The sequence below is a fragment of the Kitasatospora sp. NPDC004240 genome (genome assembly GCF_053603215.1).
Map to the genome: position 1 here is coordinate 1 of NZ_JBSGFD010000171.1, position 18292 is coordinate 18292.

An 18292-nucleotide genomic window follows, 5' to 3' on the forward strand; every position below is an offset into this window, starting at 1 on the left:
CGCAGGGCGCATGGTTCCCACCGTCGAGGTGGTGTGCGGAGAGGGTAGGGCCGCTCGGGTGCCGGGGCCGCGGGGTGAAGGTCGTTCAGGAGCGCGGCGAACGGGGCGAGCTCGGCCCGGGTACGGGTGCCGAGCTTGCGCATCGCCCGGTGCTGGTGGTTGCGCGCGGTGGCCGGGGTGACGCCGAGCGCGGCTGCCGTACGGATGAGGTCACGGCCGGCGGCGAGGTGCGCGAGGGCCAGCGCCTCACGCGGGGTCAGCAGCCGGATCAGGCGGGCGGCCTCCTGCGCGTCGCCGCCCGCGTCCGTTCCCGGGGGCCGGCCGCCGGCGGCGGACCGCGTGGTCGGCGCCCCGGGGGGAGCGCCCCTTCCGGCGGCGCGTTTCCCGGCGGTGCTCATCGCGTTCCCGGCAGGCTTGTCGCTCCTGCCGCTCTTCGCGGTGCCGTTTCTCGCGGTGCTGTCCTTCGCGGTGCCGCTCTTTGCGGTGCCGTTCTTCGCGGTGCTGCTGGCGGCGCCGGTGGGGCGCTCGGCGGTCGGCGGCGTGGTCATCAGACGCTCCGGGCCGGAGGGTGGGCGGCGGCTGGTGGGCAGGGTCTGAAAATGCGCATAAGCCAATAATCTGGGACACGGCGACGGTTTGCCTCTTCACCGAACAGGGCGAGTCGCCTTGGCACCATGAGGCCCATGACGCAGCTGATGGGCCGTCCGATCCTGGAACTGCCGGGCGAGCTGGGCGCCAGGCCGGTGCGGTCCGACCTGCTGGCCGGGGTGCGGGCGGCGCTGCTCGGGCTGGCCCTGGTGGTGGTGCCGGTGTTCGGGCTCTGGGTGGCCACCCCGAACACCGACGCCGACGCGTCCGCCGTCGCCCGGCTGGCGGGCGCGGTCTGGCTGCTCGGCCACGGCGCGCCGCTGCTCGGACCCGACACCGCCGCCCCGGTGACGGTCACCCCCCTGCTGCTCGGACTGTTCGTGGCGGGCCGGCTCTACCGGGCCGGCGCCCGGTCGGTCACCGGTGCGGCGGCGGCCCGGCAGGGTGCGCGCGCCTGGTGGAGGGGGCCGGCGGCGGTCTGTGCCGGGTACTGCTCGGTGGCCGCGATCGTGGTCGCCCAGTGCGCGGGCGAGGGCGCCGGGTCCGGCCCCTTCCGCTCCTGGATCCTCCCGGACCTGCTGGTGGTGGCGCTGCTCGCCGCCGTGGCCACCGCTGCGGGCGCCCGCTCGGCCCGGCCGGCCCCCGCCCCGGATCCCGGGGCCGCTCGCGACGACGGCCCCGGCCCCGATTCCGACGACGACCTCGGGGCGGAGCCGGGGACGGGGGCCTGGCGGCAGGTGCCGGCCTGGGTGCCGGACCGGCTACGGCCCGCCGGCGCCGGCCCGGCGGTCCGGACGGCCGCGCTCGCCGGGCTGTTCGGGTTGCTGGCGGCCGGTGCGCTGGTCGTCGCGGTGGCGGCGGTCCTGGACGTGGCGGACGCGTTCGGCGGCACCGACCCGGCGGCCTCGGCCCTCGGCGGCGGACCGGCGGCGCTCGCCGGGCTGGTGCTGCTCAGCGTCCTGCTGCTGCCGAACGCGGTGCTCTGCGGAGCCGCGTACGCGTTGGGCCCGGGCTTCGCCGTGGGCACCGGGACGACGGTGGGGCCGTCCGCCACCGTGCTGGGACCGCTCCCCGAGTTCCCGCTGTTCGCGCTGCTGCCGGCGCCGGGAGCCGGCGGCTGGCACCTGGCCGTGTGCGTGCTGCCCGTGCTGGCGGCGGTGGTCCCCGGGCTCCTGCTGGGCCGTGCGGCCTCCGGCCGGGGCACCGACCGCGCACCGTGGCACCCGGCGGCGACCGCGGTGGCCGTCCTGACGGCGGCCCTGCTGGTCGGCGCGGCCGCGACGGCGGCCGGCTGGCTCGCGGGCGGGGCGCTGGCCGCCGGACGGATGGCCCGGCTCGGTCCGCCGCCCTGGACGGCGGGACTGGCGGCGGCGACCTGGATCGCCGCGGTGGCCACCCCGGTCGCCCTGCTGTCCCGCGCCACCGCCCTCGGCGCGGCCGGCGCGCCGAGTAGCCGGGTCGGCCTCCTCACCCACCGCGCCCGAGTCCTCGCCCACGCCGCCGTCCGCCGCCTGGGCCGTCTCCTCGGCAGCCCCCACTGAACGGCCGCGGCGCCTACGCGGGCCGCCGCGCACCCGCACACCGCACACCGCACACACGCCACGCGCCGGAAGTCGACCCCGCCGACTTCCGGTGTCCCGGTACCCCCGTACCCCCGGAAAGCTCGTGGGAAGTCGGCCGGGCCGACTTCCCACGCTCATCCACCGACCGCCGGGGGTCAGTCGCCCTTGTTGGCGATGTCGGTGTACCACTTCGGGGCGAGGCTGTCGCAGCTGTCCTCGCCGGAGGTGGTGAGGGAGTCGCGGACGCAGGTGACGTAGTCGTTGTAGTAGAGGTTGAGGCCGATCACCGAGCCGACGAAGACGACCGTCATCGCGCCGGCCAGGATGCCGCCGAGGGCGGGCGTGGTGAGCGGACTGGGGGCGGGGGAGACGGTGTGGTCGCCCTCGGCGGCGGCGGGCTTGGGGGCGCGCAGGGCGCTGACGCCCCAGAGGACGGCGAGGGCGCCGACGAACAGCGCGACGTAGTAGACGCCGGCGACGGCGCACATCAGGGCGGCCACACCGGCCAGGGCCGCGTTGCGGGCACGGCGCTGGGTGGGGTCGCTCGGGTCGAGGCGGGGCGGCTGCGGGGCGGAGGGGCGCGGGCTCCAGCCGCCCTGGTAGCCGGGGCTCCAGGGGTGCGGCGGCGGGACCTGCGGGCGCTCGTCGGAGCCGCCGGAGTCCTCCGTGCCGCCCTGGTCCTCGCTGCCGGGCCGGGGGTTGCGGGGCTGCCACGGCTGGTCCGGGGCATCCGCCGGCGGCGGCGCGAAGGGGTTGCGCTCGCCGGTGTTGTCACCGCTGCTCATGGTGTCGGCCATTCCTCGTCGGTCGGTGGGGCGGGTGCGCCCGCTGGGTGCCCGCCCTCTATGATCCCGCAGGCTCCGGGAAACCCCCGGGCAGCCCCTGGGGAACGCCCGGCCGCCGCCTGACGTGCCCGCGACGGAACCGGTCCACCTCGCCCGTCGGAACGCTCCCCGGGCCCGCGGGACCCCGGACGGCCCCCCGGGAAGCGCTCCGGCGAGATCCCCGTCTCAACTACGCGCGTAGCGCCCTCGGGCCGTTTCAGGGGCCGTCCGACCAGCCGTTATCGTGGTGACGGTCAGCAGCTCGGATCGGTTCCCGGACGCCCGCGACGCGGCGGGTTTCCCGTGTGTTCCCCCTCGCTCGACCTGCCGTTCGTAGTGGCCCCACCGCCGGTGGACGTACCAGCGGGCGGCGCCCGACCTACGGAGAATCGCGCAGTGGCTCCCGCCCCCGCCCAGCTCTTCCCGCCCCGCAAGCCCGGTCCCGCCCGTCTGGTGGTGCTGGTCTCCGGCTCCGGCACCAATCTGCAGGCGCTGCTCGACGCCGCCGCCGACCCGGCCTACGGCGCCGAGATCCTGGCCGTCGGGGCCGACCGCGACGGCATCGCCGGCCTGGAGCGCGCCGAGCGCGCCGGTCTGCCGACCTTCGTCCGACGGGTGAAGGACTTCTCCGACCGGGCCGACTGGGACCGCGCGCTGACCGACGCCGTCGCCGGGTACGAGCCGGACCTGGTGGTCACCGCCGGCTTCATGAAGATCCTCGGCCCCGCGTTCATCGGCGCCTTCGCCGGACGGATCGTCAACACCCATCCCGCGCTGCTGCCCGCCTTCCCCGGCGCCCACGGCGTCACCGACGCGCTCGCGTACGGGGTCAGGGTCACCGGCTGCACCGTCCACCTGGTCGACGCCGGCGTGGACACCGGGCCGATCATCGCGCAGGGCGTCGTGGAGGTCACCGACGCCGACCACGCCGATGGCGGCGAAGCGCTGCACGAGCGCATCAAGACTGTCGAGCGCAAGCTGCTCGTCGACGTCGTGGGCCGGCTGGCCCGCGAGGGCCACCGCATCGAAGACCGAAAGGTATGGATCCCGGCATGAGCGCCGCCCCCAGCACCACGCCCCCCGTCTCCGAGGACATCAGGCCGATCCGCCGCGCGCTGATCAGCGTGTACGACAAGACCGGCCTGGAGGAGCTGGCCCAGGGCCTGCACGCCGCCGGGGTCGCCATCGTCTCGACCGGTTCCACGGCCGGCCGGATCGCCGCCGCGGGCGTCCCGGTGACCGAGGTCTCCGAGCTGACCGGCTTCCCGGAGTGCCTGGACGGGCGCGTGAAGACGCTGCACCCCCGCGTGCACGCCGGTGTGCTCGCCGACCTGCGCCTGGAGTCGCACCGCGCGCAGCTGGCCGAGCTGGGCGTCGAGCCCTTCGACCTGGTCGTGGTGAACCTGTACCCGTTCAAGGCGACCGTCGCCTCCGGTGCGACCCCGGACGAGTGCGTCGAGCAGATCGACATCGGCGGCCCGAGCATGGTCCGCGCGGCGGCCAAGAACCACCCGTCGGTGGCGGTCGTGGTCGACCCGGCCCGCTACGCCGACGTGCTGACGGCCGTCCAGGGCGGCGGCTTCGGCCTGCTGACCCGCAAGCGGCTGGCCGCCCAGGCCTTCGCGCACACCGCCGCCTACGACGTCGCGGTGGCCAACTGGTTCGAGACCTCCGGCTACACGGAGTCCGAGGACGCGTTCCCGGCCTTCCTGGGCGCCACCTACGAGCGCCAGAACGTGCTGCGCTACGGCGAGAACCCGCACCAGGGCGCCGCGCTCTACGTCGACGGCACGGGCGGCCTGGCCGGCGCCGAGCAGCTGCACGGCAAGGAGATGTCGTACAACAACTACGTCGACACCGACGCCGCCCGCCGCGCCGCCTACGACCACGAGGGCCCGGCCGTCGCGATCATCAAGCACGCCAACCCGTGCGGCATCGCGACCGGCGCGGACGTCGCCGAGGCGCACCGCAAGGCCCACGAGTGCGACCCGGTCTCCGCGTACGGCGGCGTGATCGCGGTCAACCGCCCGGTCACCGTCGAGCTGGCCGAGCAGATCGCCCCGATCTTCACCGAGGTCGTCGTGGCCCCGGCGTACGAGGACGGCGCCGTCGAGGTGCTGGCCCGCAAGAAGAACCTGCGGGTGCTGCGCGCCCCCGAGGCCCCGGGCAACCGCCAGGAGGTGCGCCCGGTCTCCGGCGGCGTGCTGCTCCAGGAGTCCGACCGCATCCACGCCGAGGGCGACGACCCGGCGAACTGGACGCTGGCCACGGGCGAGGCGCTCTCCGAGGCCGAGCTGGCCGAGCTGGCCTTCGCCTGGCGGGCCTGCCGGGCCGTCAAGTCCAACGCGATCCTGCTGGCCAAGGACGGCGCCTCGGTGGGCGTCGGCATGGGCCAGGTCAACCGGGTCGACTCGGCGAAGCTCGCGGTCGAGCGGGCCGGCGAGCGGGCCAAGGGCTCGTACGCGGCCTCCGACGCCTTCTTCCCGTTCGCGGACGGTCTGAAGATCCTCCTCGACGGTGGCGTCAGGGCCGTGGTGCAGCCGGGCGGTTCGATCCGTGACGAGGAGGTCGTCGCGGCGGCCGCCGAGGCGGGCGTGACCATGTACCTCACCGGGACCCGGCACTTCTTCCACTGATCCGGATCCGGCAGCGCGAAGGCCCCCGTCCCCCAGGTAAGAGGGGGCGGGGGCCTTCGCACGCCGCCGGGCGTGCCGGGCGTGCCGGACAACGTTACACCGGGAAGACGGCGTGACGGGCGGGCGCTAGGACTTCACGACGACGGTGCTCATCACCTTGTCGGCGAAGGTCTGCTTCTTGGCGTCCCAGATCGGCCACAGCAGGCCGATGTAGCAGGCCATCACGTCGAGCACGTGGCAGAGCTTGCGGACGAAGGCCATGCCGAAGCCCAGCACCTGCCCGTCGGCCTCGCGGACGACGCGGATGTTGACCATCTTCTTGCCCGGGGTCTGGCCGGTCCGGCCCTCGGAGGCGATCAGCCACAGGTAGCCGGCGAAGCTGAGCAGACCGGCGACGATCATGAGCGTGATGCCGAGGCCGTTGATGGTCGAGGGGCCGGTGGTGCAGTACGTGCTGTACGCGCCCTTGGTGCAGCTGGACTTGCCGGGCTCCGAGCCGATGGCGGCGCCGACACCGGCCAGGATGCCGGCCGGCAGACCGACGATCAGGTAGTCGACCAGGTACGCGGCGACCCGGGAGCCCCAGCCGGCGTAGGCCTGCTGGACGTAACCGGCGTGCGGGTACGGGCCGGCCTGCTGCGGGATGCCGTAGCCCGGCATGGCCTGCTGCGGGTAGCCGTAGTTGGGGGCCGGGGCCTGCTGCTGCGGGTAGCCGTAGCCCGGCGCGGGCGCCTGCTGCTGCGGGTAGCCGTAGCCGGGCGGCTGGCCGTAACCGGGCTGCTGGCCGTAGGGGTTGTTCGGGTCGGGCGGGTAGGTCATCGATGCCTCCGGGCAGGATGGGTTGGGGACGTGTACGGGAAATTCCTGGGACGGACTGGCATCTGACGGTGCCGACCGGGGGGCAGACTAGCGAAGCGGGACGACAGCGCCCAGGGGCGGGCCGTCGCCGCCGTCGCGGGGGATCAGGGCCGGGAGATCCCGAGCCGGTGCAGCTCCCAGACCCAGGCCGCCGCGAGGCCCGCGGCGACCAGCGCGCCGCGCCGGCCGGCGGGCGCGTCCCACCAGCGGCGGCCGAGGCCGAGCGGGGCCAGCAGCAGGGCCGTGACCGCCACCGCGGTCACCGGGTTGGCCGCCAGCGCGGCGCCCCAACTGCCGTGCCCCGCCTCGATGAAGACGGTCGTGCTGCCGCAGCCGGGACACGGCACACCGGTCAGCAGGCGCAGCGGGCAGAGCACCCCGGGGTCGGCCGCGTCGTGCAGCCGGGACACCGTCACCGCGGCGGTCGCCGCCACGAATCCGCGCAGCATGACGCGCAGCAGGCCACCCCGGAGGGTGCCGGCCGACCGCTGCCAACGGTTCGTCAGGGTGGTCATGGGTCAGTACTTGCCCTGCACGACGAGGACGATCACGGCGATGGTGATCAGCACGGCCAGGACGTTGAGCACGATCGCGCCGATCGACATGCCGCGGCCCACACCGGTGGTGTTCGAACGGTTGAGGCCGGCGATCGCGACCCCGAGCCCGATCAGGCCGAGGAGCCCGCCGTAGAAGCAGGTGGTGAGCACGGCGACGAAACCGAGCACCACGGCGGCGGTCGCGTACTGGTTGGGCTCCACGACGGGCACCGGGACGGGCGCCTGGTACACCGGCGGCTGGTAGGCGTACCCGGCCGGGTACCCCTGCTGCGGGTGGACGGGCTGCGGGTGGACCGGCTGCGGCACCGGCTGCTGGTACTGCGGCGCACCGTACGGCGCGGCGTGCGGCTGTTGACCCGGGCCGCCGTAGGGGCCCGGCGGCGGTGTCTGGTACGGATTGCTCACTGATTCTTCCCCCGGGTACGTCCCCGCCGTACGCCGTGCGGCCCGTCACCGGGCCGGGGCGGCAGGGATTGCCCGCATATCGTCGACCGGACGCCGCCACCGTGTCCAGCCGCGCCCGCGAGCCGGACGCAACTGTGGCGCAACCGCAACGCGACCCGCACGTTCCGTATCGGCCCGGGCGGCGACGCGGGCGGCACCCGGTGGCCCGCCCGGGCGCGCACGCGGGCCCCGCGCGGGGGCGCCGGGGCGGTGGCACCGGCAGTGGACCCGATCCGGGAGAATGGGGTCATGACTGCCCAGATTCTCGATGGCAAGGCCACCGCGGCCGCGATCAAGTCCGAACTCGCCGTCCGCGTGGCGGCCCTCAAGGAGCGGGGCGTCGTCCCCGGCCTCGGCACCGTCCTGGTCGGCGACGACCCGGGCAGCCGCTGGTACGTCAACGGCAAGCACCGCGACTGCGCCGAGGTCGGCATCGCCTCGATCCAGCGCGAGCTGCCCGCCACCGCCACCCAGGAGGACGTCGAGAACGTCGTCCGCGAGCTCAACGCCGATCCGACCTGCACCGGGTACATCGTCCAGCTGCCGCTGCCCAAGGGCCTGGACCAGAACAGCGTGCTGGAGCTGATGGACCCGGACAAGGACGCGGACGGCCTGCACCCCACCTCGCTGGGCCGCCTGGCGCTGGGCATCACCGGCCCGCTGCCGTGCACCCCGCTGGGCATGGTCGAGCTGCTGCGCCGGCACAAGGTGGAGATCGACGGCGCCGAGGTGGTCGTGATCGGCCGCGGCGTCACCGTGGGCCGCTCGATCGGCCTGCTGCTCACCCGCCGCAGCGAGAACGCCACCGTCACCCTCTGCCACACCGGCACCCGCGACCTCGCGGCCCACCTGCGCCGGGCCGACATCGTCGTGGCCGCCGCCGGCGTGCCGCACCTGGTCAAGCCGGAGGACGTCAAGCCCGGCGCGGCCGTGCTGGACGTGGGCGTCAGCCGCCGCGACGGCAAGATCGTCGGCGATGTGCACCCGGACGTGGCCCAGGTGGCCGGCTGGATCGCCCCCAACCCGGGCGGTGTCGGCCCGATGACCCGCGCCATGCTGCTCAACAACATCGTCGAGGCGGCCGAGCGCCGCGCCGGTGTCTGATTCCGGAGGGACGTCGAGCCGTGAGTGAACCCCGACCGGTGCGGTCCCGGCGCAGGCCGATCCGGACCACCGGCACCCTGCCCCCCGAGGGCTCGCGGGCCGCGCTGGGCCGCGAGCACACCCTGCCGGTCCGGCAGTGGCCGATATCGCTGGTGCTGCTGCTGGTGGGGGCCGGGCTGGCCGTCACCTGGTTCGCCGACGCCGAGGAGGGCTTCAAGTACGGGCTGCTGCTCCTCGGCGGCGGCGTGCTGCTGGGCGCCCTGCTGCGGCTGGTGCTGCCCGAGGTCGGCATGCTGGCCGTGCGCAGCCGCTTCACGGACGTGATCGTGATGACCTTCCTGGGCTCGTCGATCGTGCTCCTGACGCTGATGGCCCAGCCCAACCCGTGGCTGGAGGTGCCGTTGCTGGACAACATCGGCCAACTCATCGGACGTCCCCGGCACTGAGGCCCGTCCGACGAGCCCGGGGCCGGCCCGGAACGACACCCGAACGGCCCCCGCCACGGCGGGGGCCGTTCGCCTTCCCCGGACCGGATGTGACGGAACAACCACGCCCGCACACGCGGCGTACGCTTCGCTTTGCGATAACCTGACGCCGGTCTCTCGATGTCGAGAGATCATCCTCGGCTCCAGTGCGCCGGTGTGCCTGGGGCGCCTGGCGATTTGCTGGAGAAGGTAGAAATGACCCGCACCCCCGTCAACGTCACCATCACCGGAGCGGCCGGCCAGATCGGCTACGCGCTGCTCTTCCGCATCGCCTCGGGCCACCTGCTCGGCGCCGACGTGCCGGTGAACCTGCGCCTCCTGGAGATCCCGCAGGGCCTCAAGGCCGCCGAGGGCACCGCGATGGAGCTCGACGACTGCGCCTTCCCGCTGCTGCGCGGCATCACCATCACCGACGACCCGAACGTGGCCTTCGACGGCGCCAACGTCGCCCTCCTGGTCGGCGCCCGCCCGCGCACCGCCGGCATGGAGCGCGGCGACCTGCTGCAGGCCAACGGCGGCATCTTCGGTCCGCAGGGCAAGGCCATCAACGACAACGCCGCGGACGACATCAAGGTCCTGGTCGTCGGCAACCCGGCCAACACCAACGCCCTGATCGCCCAGCGCAACGCCCCGGACGTCCCGGCCGAGCGCTTCACCGCGATGACCCGCCTGGACCACAACCGCGCGGTCGCCCAGCTGGCCAAGAAGACCGGCGCCACCGTGGCCGACATCAAGAAGGTCACCATCTGGGGCAACCACTCGGCCACCCAGTACCCGGACATCTTCCAGGCCGAGATCGCCGGCAAGCCGGGCTTCGAGGCCGTCGGCGCCGACCAGGCCTGGCTGGAGAACGACTTCATCCCGACCGTCGCCAAGCGCGGCGCGGCCATCATCGACGCCCGCGGCGCCTCCTCGGCCGCCTCGGCCGCCAACGCCGCCATCGACCACGTGTACACCTGGGTCAACGGCACCGCCGAGGGCGACTGGACCTCCATGGGCATCGTCTCCGACGGCTCCTACGGCGTCCCGGCCGGCCTGATCTCCTCCTTCCCGGTCACCACCAAGGACGGCTCCTTCGAGATCGTCCAGGGCCTGGAGATCTCCGACTTCTCCCGCGGCCGCATCGACGCCTCGGTCAACGAGCTGGTCGAGGAGCGCGACGCGGTCCAGGCGCTCGGCCTGATCTGAGCCCCACCGCGGTCCTGAGAACGGCCCGCCGCTTCCCTTCCGGGAGGCGGCGGGCCGCTTCCGTACACTGGCCTGCCGTGAGCGAAACCCTTCAGGATGCGGCGCTCGTCCTCGTCTTCATCGTGCTGGGCGGCCTGTTCAACGTCGCCGAGATCTCGCTGATCTCGCTGCGCGAGGGCCAGATCAGGGCGTTGGAGGCGCGCGGCACCCGCCGGGCGGCGCGGGCCGCGCACCTGGCCGCCGACCCCAACCGGTTCCTGGCCGCCGCCCAGGTGGGGGTGACCTGCATGGGCTTCCTCTCGGCGGCCCTGGGCGCGGACACCCTGGCCGGCAAGGCGGCGCCGCTGTTCGTCCGGGCGGGGCTCTCCCCGGGGGTCGCGGACGCGGTCGCCCTGGTCGGGCTGACCCTGGTGATCAGCTACGTCTCGCTGGTGCTCGGCGAGCTCGCCCCCAAGCGGATCGGCCTCCAGCGCGCCGACTCCATCGCGGTGCTGGCCGCCCCGGTGGTGGACGTGATCTCGGTGGTGCTGCGCCCGGTCATCTGGCTGCTCGGCCACTCCACCGACCTGATGGTGCGCCTGGCCGGCGGCGACCCGCGGGCCGGCCGCGGCTCGATGAGCTCCGAGGAACTCCGCGGGCTGGTCGCCGCCAGCACCGAACTCGGCTCGGACGAACGGGCGTTGATCGCCGACGTGTTCTCGGCCGGCGAGCGGCAGCTGCGCGAGGTGATGGTGCCGCGGACCGAGGTGACCTTCCTGGACGCCGACCGCCCGCTGTCCGAGGTGCGCGAACAGGCCGCCTCCTCCCCGCACTCCCGCTACCCCGTGGTCGAGGGCAGCTACGACGCGGTCACCGGCTTCGTGCACGTCCGCGACCTGTACGGCGCCCGCGGCGAGCAGGCCGTCCGGGTGCGCGACCTGGCCCGCCCGGTCAAGCTGCTGCCCGGCACCAAACTCGTGCTGGGGGCGATGGGCGAGATGCGCCGCGAGGGCCACCACCTGGCCATCGTGGTCGACGAGTACGGCGGCACCGCGGGCATCGTCACCCTGGAGGACCTCGTCGAGGAGGTGATCGGCGAGATCCGTGACGAGTACGACGCCCAGCGCCCGCCCACCACCCGCCGGCTGGCCGGCGGCGGCATGGAGCTGGACGGGCTGCTCAACCTCGCCGACTTCGCCCAGGAGACCGGCGTCACCCTGCCCGAGGGCCCGTACGAGACCGTGGCGGGCTGGCTGGTGGCGCGGCTGGGCCGGCTGCCGCGCAAGGGCGACCAGGTGGCCGTCGAAGGCGATCAGGCGGCCGTGGAGGGCGGGGTACTGCTGACGGTGGCCCTGCTGGAGGGCCGGCGGATCTCCAGGATCCGGGTGAGTGCGGTCACACTGTCGGAACCTCCAGCCGTGGACGTTTCCTGAGCGACCGGGGGAACTGGAACAATGGCCCCCATGGTCAACGCAGCGGTCACCGGTCCGGCCAAGGACCGTCCCCGGGTGCTCTCCGGCATCCAGCCCACCTCCGGCTCGTTCCACCTCGGCAACTACCTGGGCGCGGTGCGCCAGTGGGTCGACCTCCAGGAGGCCAACGACGCCTTCTACATGGTCGTGGACCTGCACGCGATCACCGTCGAGCAGGACCCGGCGACGCTGCGCCAGAACACCCGGATCTCCGCCGCCCAGCTGCTCGGCGCCGGCCTGGACCCGGAGCGCTGCACGCTGTTCGTCCAGTCCCACGTGCCGGAGCACGCGCAGCTCGGCTGGGTGATGAACTGCCTCACCGGCTTCGGCGAGGCCTCCCGGATGACCCAGTTCAAGGACAAGTCCGCCAAGCAGGGCGCCTCCGGCACCTCGGTGGGCCTGTTCACCTACCCGATCCTGCAGATCGCCGACATCCTGCTCTACCAGGCGGACGCGGTGCCGGTCGGCGAGGACCAGCGCCAGCACCTGGAGCTCACCCGCGACCTCGCGGAGCGCTTCAACTCCCGCTACAGCCCGACCTTCACCGTGCCGGCGCCGTACATCCTCAAGGAGACGGCCAAGATCCTGGACCTCCAGGACCCGGGCGCCAAGATGAGCAAGTCCGCCTCCTCGGCCAAGGGCCTGGTGAACCTGCTGGACGAGCCGAAGGCCAGCGCCAAGAAGTTCAAGAGCGCCGTCACCGACACCGGCACCGTCGTCTCCTACGACGAGGACGAGAAGGCCGGCGTCTCCAACCTGCTGCGCATCCACTCCGCGCTCAGCGGGCAGTCGGTCGAGCAGCTGGTCGCGCACTTCGAGGGCAAGATGTACGGCGCCCTGAAGACCGAGCTGGCCGAGCTGTTCACCGAGTGGGTCACCCCGTTCCAGCAGCGCACCCAGGGCTTCCTGGACGACCCGGCCGAGCTGGACCGCGTCCTGGCGATCGGCGCCGAGAAGGCCCGCGCGGTGGCCTCCGAGACGCTGGCGACCGTCTACGACCGGATCGGCTTCCTCCCGGCCGCCAAGCGGTGACAGCCCTGGCGTCCCTGCCCGGTGGTGGCGACCTCCCGGAGGTCGTCACCATCGGCGTGTCCGTGACCGTCCCGGAGCCGTTCGGCACGGCCATCCAGGACGCGCGGGCCGGGCACGGCGACCCGCTGGCCCGGTCGATACCCACCCACGTCACGCTGCTGCCGCCGACGGAGCTGCCGGCCGGGCGGCTGCCGCTGGTCGAGCGGCACCTGACCGGGGTGGCCCGGGCCCACCGGCCGTTCCGGATGCTGCTGCAGGGCGGCGGGACGTTCCGGCCGGTCTCCCCGGTGGTGTTCGTCCGGGTCGAGGAGGGCACCCACGAGTGCCGGCTGCTGGAGGCGGCGATCCGCTCCGGCCCGCTGGCCCGGGAGCTGGCCTTCCCGTACCACCCGCACGTGACCGTCGCCCACGGCCTGCCGGACGACGTCCTCGACCAGGCGTTCGAGAAGGCGCGCACCTTCCAGGCGGCCTTCCCGGTCACGGGGTTCAGCCTCTCCCGGTTCGACGCGGACGAGGTCTGGCGGCCCTGGCGCTCGTACGAGTTCGGCTGACGACGCGCCGGCCTCCAGGGGCCGATGACCGAGGGCCGCCGCCGACGACGACGAGGGGCGCCCGGTGTGACCGTCACACCGGGCGCCCCTCGTCCGTACGGAACCCCTACTGCTGGCGCAGCATCGCGTCCACCACCCGGGCGGCGGCGCCGCCGTCGTCCAGGTCGCAGTACGCCTCGCGGAACGCGGCGTACTTCTGCGCGTACTCGGCCGTGACCTCGTCCACCCGGCCGAGCGCCCCGATCAGCTCCTCGGAGGTGGCCAGCAGCGGGCCGGGCGCCTCGCCCTCGAAGTCCATGCTGAAGCCGCGCAGGTTGTCGCGGTAGTGCTCCAGGTCGTACGTGTAGAACAGCACCGGCTTGCCGGTCACGGCGAAGTCGAACACCGTCGACGAGTAGTCCGTCACCAGCACGTCCGCGACCAGCAGCAGCTCCGCCATGTCGGGGTAGGTGCCGACGTCCCAGAGGTAGCCGTTGCCGGCGTCCGGCACCTGGCCGCACATCACCGCGTGCCGGCGCACCAGCAGCACCTGGTCGTCGCCGAGCGCCGCCCGCATCGCGTCCGCGTCGATCCGCAGGTCCATCTGGTAGCCGCCCTGCGGGCGCCGCCGGTCCTCACGGAAGGTCGGCGCGTACAGCACGACCTTCTTGCCCTCGGGCAGGCCGAGCCGCTCGCGGACCTGCTCGGCGGTCTTCTCGCGGTCCGGGGCGAAGAGTATGTCGTTGCGCGGCGCGCCCGACTCCACGATCTCGCCCTTGAAGTCGAAGGCGCGGCGCAGCACCGGCGTGGAGAAGCGGTTGCCGGAGACCAGCAGGTTCCAGTTCGGGACCTCGCTCGCCAGACCCTTCAGGTAGTTGGAGTCGGTGAACCAGACCTTCTCGAAGTCGTACCCGACCTGCTTGAGCGGGGTGCCGTGCCAGGTCTGCACGACCACCTGGCCCGGCCGGCGGACGAAGAAGTCCGGCAGGTGGGCACTGGTGACGATGTACTTGGCGGTGGCTAGCGCCTCGAACCACTCCGGGCTGTACAGCCGTACCGGGGTGGCGGTCCGCGGCAGGTCGGCCTGCAGGTCGTCGCTGCCCCACAGGTGCTCCAGCGGCAGGCCGCGGCGCACCAGCTCCTCGTGGATCGCCCGCGGCGAGTCCGCGTACAGGCCGCCGAGCGCCCCGTTGTACAGCACGGCGTCGCGCACCGGGTGGCGGCGGGCGGCCGGGTAGTCGACGGTGCGCAGCTGGCGCTGGCGCCAGCCGCTGCGCTCCTCGGGCAGCATCGCCGGGTGCGCCTCCAGCGACAGGGTGTCGTCCTCGCGGCGTTCCAGCGCGATCCGCTTGCCGCGCGACTCGACCTCGACCGGCAGCGACGGGAAGCAGGTCGGGGCGATCAGCACCGGCGGCCACACGGAGCCCTCCGGGGCGCCGACCGGACGCATGGTCAGCTCCCAGGTGCCCTGGGTGAGCGGGACCCGCCCGGCGAAGGAGGCCGTCGGCACCGCCGGCAGGGACGCGCGGAAGCGGCCGTCCGCGATCTCCACCGGGTAGACGTGCTCCTCCTCGCGCCAGTTGTGCCGGACCACCAGCTCGTAGCGGTGGGTGCCGGGGAGCGGGAAGGAGCCGTCCAGCAGGTAGCCGTCGGCGCCGCGGGCGGTGATCGCCTCCACCACCGGCTGCAGCAGCTGGTCGCAGAGCTGGAGGCCGCCGGCCGGCGAGGACTTGGAGTACAGCGCCCGCCGCTCGCCCAGCGGGGCCTGCGGGTTCAGGGCCGCGTGCAGCGGCTCGGGCGCGTGGCGCTCGTCCAGTGCCACCGGGACGACCGTGCCGTCGGCCAGCAGCAGCGCGGCGTCCCAGCGGTCACGGGTGCGCTCGCCGGCGACCGGGTCGAGCTCGGCCCAGGCCTCGCGGACCTCGGTCAGCTCCGCGACCGTGACGGAGGCGGTGAACGGCTGGGCGAGGCCGGCCGGGGTGCCGAGCTCCAGCGGGGCCAGCAGCGTGCGGTCCGACTCCAGGTGGGTCAGCCGCAGCCGGGCGCCGGCCAGGTCCGGGCCGGACTTCGCGGTGCCGGAGAACTCCACCCGGCCGCCGTCGACCGTGACACCGGTCGCCCGGGCCCGGACGGTCTCCACCTTCAGGTAGACGTGGCCGTCCTTGACCCACGGCACGATCCGCACGTCCTGGTCGACCCAGTGCGCCGGGATGTGCGCGGCGGTGTCGCTCCAGCCGGCCGAGATCCGGCCCTTGTAGACGCCGCCCTTGCCGGCGCCGGCGACCAGCACCCGCCAGTGGCCGTCCTTCCACTGCCCGCGGTGCTTGAGCCGCTTCGGGTCGATGGACGCGGTGAAGCCGGCCCAGTCGCAGTTGTAGAGGTCGTGGCTGCAGCTGGCGGTGGCCTCCGGGCTGTACTGCGCCCGGGTCTGCACGGCCAGCACGCGGCGGCCCTTGGCCTCGCGCAGCACCAGCACCTTGACCATGTCGTGCCGGCCCTCGGCGCCGAGCTGCTCCGGGTAGGCGTGCCCGGTCAGCTGGAGCTTGCCGTCCACCCAGCCGGTCTCGTACAGCCGGCTGCGCATGACCAGCGAGTTGTCCAGCTTGAGCACGCTGGCCGGCACGCTCTTGCGCCCGCCGCGCAGGAACGGGTAGTCGGCGTACGGGCGCAGCAGACCGCGGGCCGGGGCGCCGCCGTTGCTCTCGCCCTCGAACTTGATCTGCTCGACGAACTCGTCGATCCGGTTCGACAGGGTCAGGTGGTACTTCAGCCGCAGCGGCGCGCGCAGCTTGCGGACCTGGTCGGGGCCGATCGAGCGCAGCAGCCGGCTGACGTGCTGCTGGTAGGCGTCCCGGTAGTCCTTGTCGCCGTCCACGACCGACCAGAAGAACATCGGGAGCTCCTCGACGAGGGTGTTCTCGTCGTAGGAGTGCAGGTACTGGGCGAAGCGCGGGTCGGTCTGCTTCTTCAGCCAGCCGCGGACCAGCTCCACCGAGGCGACGCGGTCGATCAGGCCCTTGGGGTGGGTGCGCATCTGTGTGATCGACATCTCGCCGACCTCGCGCTCGCGCCAGTGGTAGATCGGCTCGGCCAGCACGTCCACGCTCTTGGCGAGGTAGTGGTGCGGCACGCTGACGGGCGCGTCCTCGTACAGGATGCCCTCGGGGTAGAGCAGGCCGGCCGCGTCGAAGAAGGAGCGGCGGTACACCTTGTTCCACGCGGTGCGGTCGGTGACCAGCGCCGGGATCTCGGTGATGTGGGTCTTGAGGCGGGTCTCCTTGAACGGCTTCACGTGGCCGCCGGACTGGTAGTAGCCCACCGCGCGGAAGCGCAGCACGTTGCCGGTGGCGAAGTCGGAGCCGGTCTCGTCGAGCGTGCTGATCATCAGCTCGTACGCGCTCGGGGGCATCGAGTCGTCACTGTCGACGAAGCAGAGGAACTCGGCGTCCGGGTCGATGTGCCGGATGCCGGTGTTCCGGGCGGCGCCGAGGCCCTTGTTGACCTGGCGGACCAGCCGGAACCGGGAGTCCTTGGCCGCGTAGGCCTCGGCGAGCGCCGCGCTGCCGTCCTTGGAGCCGTCGTCGACCATGACGCACTCGAAGTCCTCGAAGGTCTGGGCGGCGATCGAGTCGAGGCATTCGACGAGGTAGCGCTCGACGTTGTAGATCGGGACGACGATGGAGAGGCGGGGAGCCATCGGCTACGCAGGCCTTTCTTGGGAAGGAGCGTGGCAGCCCGTCCGGGGTCTGGCCGCCATTTCGAACCGTTGCGAAGGTGCTCTCCGATCCTACCCGCCGGGCCCGCGGCCCCCGGGCGGGCGCCGGGCCCGCCCGGCCGTGCCCCGGGCCGCCCGCCCCGCCCCGGTACGCCTCGGTGTGGTTTCGGGCACCCGCCGGTATAACCGGACGGTGGACTTCCTGACCCGCCTCCCGGTGATCGGCCCGCTCGCGGCGCGCGTGATGCGCAGCCACCCGTACCAGGTCTACGAACACTTCACCGCCGTCCGGGGCAACCGGCTGGCCGGCGCGGTCACCTTCTTCGGCTTCCTCGCGCTGTTCCCGCTGCTGACCGTGGCGCTGGCGATCGCCGCGGCCGCGCTCAGCGACAGCCGGATCGACGAGCTGCAGGACGAGATCGCCGACCAGCTGCCCGGCCTCTCCGACTCGCTCAACCTCGACTCCCTGGTCGCCAACGCCGGCACCGTCGGACTGATCAGCGGCGTCCTGCTGCTGCTCTCCGGCCTCGGCTGGGTGGACACCATGCGCGGCTCGATCCGGGACGTCTGGCAGCTGCCCGAGGAGGAGGGCAACCCGGTGCTGCGCAAGGCCTGGGACTGCGTGGTGCTGTTCGGCCTCGGCCTGGTCGCGCTGCTCTCGCTGGCCGCCTCCGCCGCCGGGACCACCCTGGCCGGACGGATCGCCGAATGGATCGGCCTCGGCACCGGCGGGCCGGGCGGCTACCTGCTCACCGCGGTCGGCCTGCTGGTCGCGGTCGCCGCCGACACCCTGCTCTTCGCCTACCTGCTGGCGCCCTTCCCCCGGATCGGCGGCCAGCACCGGCGGGACGTGCTGCGGGGCGCGCTGATCGGCGCGGCCGGCTTCGAGCTGCTGAAGATCCTGCTCGCCTCCTACCTCGGCTCGGTCGCCGGCCGCAGCCTGTACGGGGCGTTCGGCGTGCCGGTGGCCCTGCTGCTGTGGATCAACTTCGTCTGCCGGCTGCTGATGTACTGCGTCTCCTGGACGGCGCTCGCCGACACCGCCGCCGCCCGCGACCGGGCCCGCGACCGCGCCCGGGAGGCGATCGCGGCGGCCGACGAGGCGGACGCGGCGGACAGGGCCGAACGCGAGGAGGCGGCCCCCCGGTGATGCGGACCGCCTCCCCGAGACCCCGCGGGGCCGCTCGACGGTCCTACTCGTCGGCCCCCGGCCGGGCCGCGCGGCGTCGCAGCACCACCACGGCCGCCGCGCCGCCCGCCGCCAGGCAGGCCGCGACGGTGAGCCACCCGGGCAGGCCGATGCCGTCCGGGTCCTCGC

The 18292-nt window shown here is 73.7% G+C and carries 16 protein-coding genes; 10 read left to right on the plus strand and 6 right to left on the minus strand.

Annotated features, from left to right (window positions below):
• On the minus strand, positions 1 to 548 hold a 548-nt coding region (locus ACWEQL_RS32790), incomplete at its 3' end, for a helix-turn-helix domain-containing protein (RefSeq protein ID WP_452154011.1).
• Between the two features lie 135 nt (positions 549 to 683).
• Here ACWEQL_RS32790 and ACWEQL_RS32795 point away from each other — a divergent pair.
• A complete protein-coding gene (locus ACWEQL_RS32795; protein WP_452154012.1) occupies positions 684 to 2129 on the plus strand; it encodes a cell division protein PerM in 1446 nt (481 codons plus the stop codon).
• A gap of 176 nt (positions 2130 to 2305) precedes the next feature.
• On the opposite strand, the gene ACWEQL_RS32800 is transcribed toward ACWEQL_RS32795, so the two are convergent.
• Positions 2306 to 2935 (minus strand): hypothetical protein, encoded by a 630-nt coding sequence (locus ACWEQL_RS32800; RefSeq protein ID WP_452154013.1) that lies wholly within the window; start codon positions 2933 to 2935, stop codon positions 2306 to 2308.
• Positions 2936 to 3370: 435 nt separating this feature from the next.
• Here ACWEQL_RS32800 and purN point away from each other — a divergent pair, with 435 nt between their 5' ends.
• Both purN and purH read left to right on the plus strand, forming a co-directional pair.
• Positions 3371 to 4030 carry a phosphoribosylglycinamide formyltransferase gene (gene purN, locus ACWEQL_RS32805; RefSeq protein WP_452154014.1) on the plus strand — a complete coding sequence of 220 codons (660 nt, stop codon included), beginning with the start codon at positions 3371 to 3373 and terminating at the stop codon, positions 4028 to 4030.
• Positions 4027 to 5610: a bifunctional phosphoribosylaminoimidazolecarboxamide formyltransferase/IMP cyclohydrolase gene (gene purH / locus ACWEQL_RS32810; RefSeq protein WP_452154015.1), complete on the plus strand. Its 1584-nt coding sequence runs from the start codon at positions 4027 to 4029 to the stop codon at positions 5608 to 5610. The genes purN and purH overlap by 4 nt, the downstream gene beginning before the upstream one ends.
• Before the next feature lie 126 nt (positions 5611 to 5736).
• Here the strand turns inward: purH and ACWEQL_RS32815 are convergent, their stop codons facing one another.
• From ACWEQL_RS32815 to ACWEQL_RS32825, 3 genes are all read right to left on the minus strand, one after another.
• Entirely contained in the window at positions 5737 to 6429 is a 693-nt protein-coding gene (locus ACWEQL_RS32815) for an RDD family protein (RefSeq protein ID WP_452154016.1), read from the minus strand.
• Positions 6430 to 6572: 143 nt separating this feature from the next.
• Positions 6573 to 6983: a DUF2752 domain-containing protein gene (locus ACWEQL_RS32820; protein ID WP_452154017.1), complete on the minus strand. Its 411-nt coding sequence runs from the start codon at positions 6981 to 6983 to the stop codon at positions 6573 to 6575.
• A 3-nt stretch (positions 6984 to 6986) separates the two neighbouring features.
• Positions 6987 to 7430, minus strand: a complete 444-nt coding sequence (locus ACWEQL_RS32825) for a hypothetical protein (protein WP_452154018.1) — start codon at positions 7428 to 7430, stop codon at positions 6987 to 6989.
• 288 nt (positions 7431 to 7718) lie between these two features.
• Here ACWEQL_RS32825 and ACWEQL_RS32830 point away from each other — a divergent pair, with 288 nt between their 5' ends.
• From ACWEQL_RS32830 to ACWEQL_RS32855, 6 genes are all read left to right on the plus strand, one after another.
• Positions 7719 to 8573: a bifunctional methylenetetrahydrofolate dehydrogenase/methenyltetrahydrofolate cyclohydrolase gene (locus ACWEQL_RS32830; protein WP_452154019.1), complete on the plus strand. Its 855-nt coding sequence runs from the start codon at positions 7719 to 7721 to the stop codon at positions 8571 to 8573.
• Between the two features lie 20 nt (positions 8574 to 8593).
• Positions 8594 to 9019: a DUF3017 domain-containing protein gene (locus ACWEQL_RS32835; protein WP_452154020.1), complete on the plus strand. Its 426-nt coding sequence runs from the start codon at positions 8594 to 8596 to the stop codon at positions 9017 to 9019.
• Positions 9020 to 9253: 234 nt separating this feature from the next.
• Entirely contained in the window at positions 9254 to 10246 is a 993-nt protein-coding gene (locus ACWEQL_RS32840; RefSeq protein WP_452154021.1) for a malate dehydrogenase, read from the plus strand.
• A gap of 77 nt (positions 10247 to 10323) precedes the next feature.
• Complete coding sequence (locus tag ACWEQL_RS32845; protein WP_452154022.1) at positions 10324 to 11658, plus strand: hemolysin family protein; 1335 nt, start codon at positions 10324 to 10326, stop codon at positions 11656 to 11658.
• Between the two features lie 30 nt (positions 11659 to 11688).
• Complete coding sequence (gene trpS / locus ACWEQL_RS32850) at positions 11689 to 12729, plus strand: tryptophan--tRNA ligase (RefSeq protein ID WP_452154023.1); 1041 nt, start codon at positions 11689 to 11691, stop codon at positions 12727 to 12729.
• Positions 12726 to 13280 carry a 2'-5' RNA ligase family protein gene (locus tag ACWEQL_RS32855; RefSeq protein ID WP_452154024.1) on the plus strand — a complete coding sequence of 185 codons (555 nt, stop codon included), beginning with the start codon at positions 12726 to 12728 and terminating at the stop codon, positions 13278 to 13280. Before trpS ends, ACWEQL_RS32855 begins: the two co-directional genes overlap by 4 nt.
• A 106-nt stretch (positions 13281 to 13386) precedes the next feature.
• Here the strand turns inward: ACWEQL_RS32855 and ACWEQL_RS32860 are convergent, their stop codons facing one another.
• Complete coding sequence (locus ACWEQL_RS32860; RefSeq protein WP_452154025.1) at positions 13387 to 16956, minus strand: CDP-glycerol glycerophosphotransferase family protein; 3570 nt, start codon at positions 16954 to 16956, stop codon at positions 13387 to 13389.
• 211 nt (positions 16957 to 17167) lie between these two features.
• Between ACWEQL_RS32860 and ACWEQL_RS32865 the strand changes: the two genes are divergently transcribed.
• Positions 17168 to 18124, plus strand: a complete 957-nt coding sequence (locus ACWEQL_RS32865) for a YihY/virulence factor BrkB family protein (RefSeq protein ID WP_452154026.1) — start codon at positions 17168 to 17170, stop codon at positions 18122 to 18124.
• Positions 18125 to 18292: the final 168 nt, after the last annotated feature.

What these genes read in the sequence shown, in the direction of transcription:
- ACWEQL_RS32840 (WP_452154021.1), top strand. Translation starts at nt 9,254, where the DNA reads ATGACCCGCACCCCCGTCAACGTCACCATCACCGGAGCGGCCGGCCAG.
- ACWEQL_RS32815 (WP_452154016.1), bottom strand. Translation starts at nt 6,429, where the DNA reads ATGACCTACCCGCCCGACCCGAACAACCCCTACGGCCAGCAGCCCGGT.
- ACWEQL_RS32795 (WP_452154012.1), top strand. Translation starts at nt 684, where the DNA reads ATGACGCAGCTGATGGGCCGTCCGATCCTGGAACTGCCGGGCGAGCTG.
- trpS (WP_452154023.1), top strand. Translation starts at nt 11,689, where the DNA reads ATGGTCAACGCAGCGGTCACCGGTCCGGCCAAGGACCGTCCCCGGGTG.
- ACWEQL_RS32800 (WP_452154013.1), bottom strand. Translation starts at nt 2,935, where the DNA reads ATGAGCAGCGGTGACAACACCGGCGAGCGCAACCCCTTCGCGCCGCCG.
- ACWEQL_RS32820 (WP_452154017.1), bottom strand. Translation starts at nt 6,983, where the DNA reads ATGACCACCCTGACGAACCGTTGGCAGCGGTCGGCCGGCACCCTCCGG.
- ACWEQL_RS32830 (WP_452154019.1), top strand. Translation starts at nt 7,719, where the DNA reads ATGACTGCCCAGATTCTCGATGGCAAGGCCACCGCGGCCGCGATCAAG.
- purH (WP_452154015.1), top strand. Translation starts at nt 4,027, where the DNA reads ATGAGCGCCGCCCCCAGCACCACGCCCCCCGTCTCCGAGGACATCAGG.
- ACWEQL_RS32860 (WP_452154025.1), bottom strand. Translation starts at nt 16,956, where the DNA reads ATGGCTCCCCGCCTCTCCATCGTCGTCCCGATCTACAACGTCGAGCGC.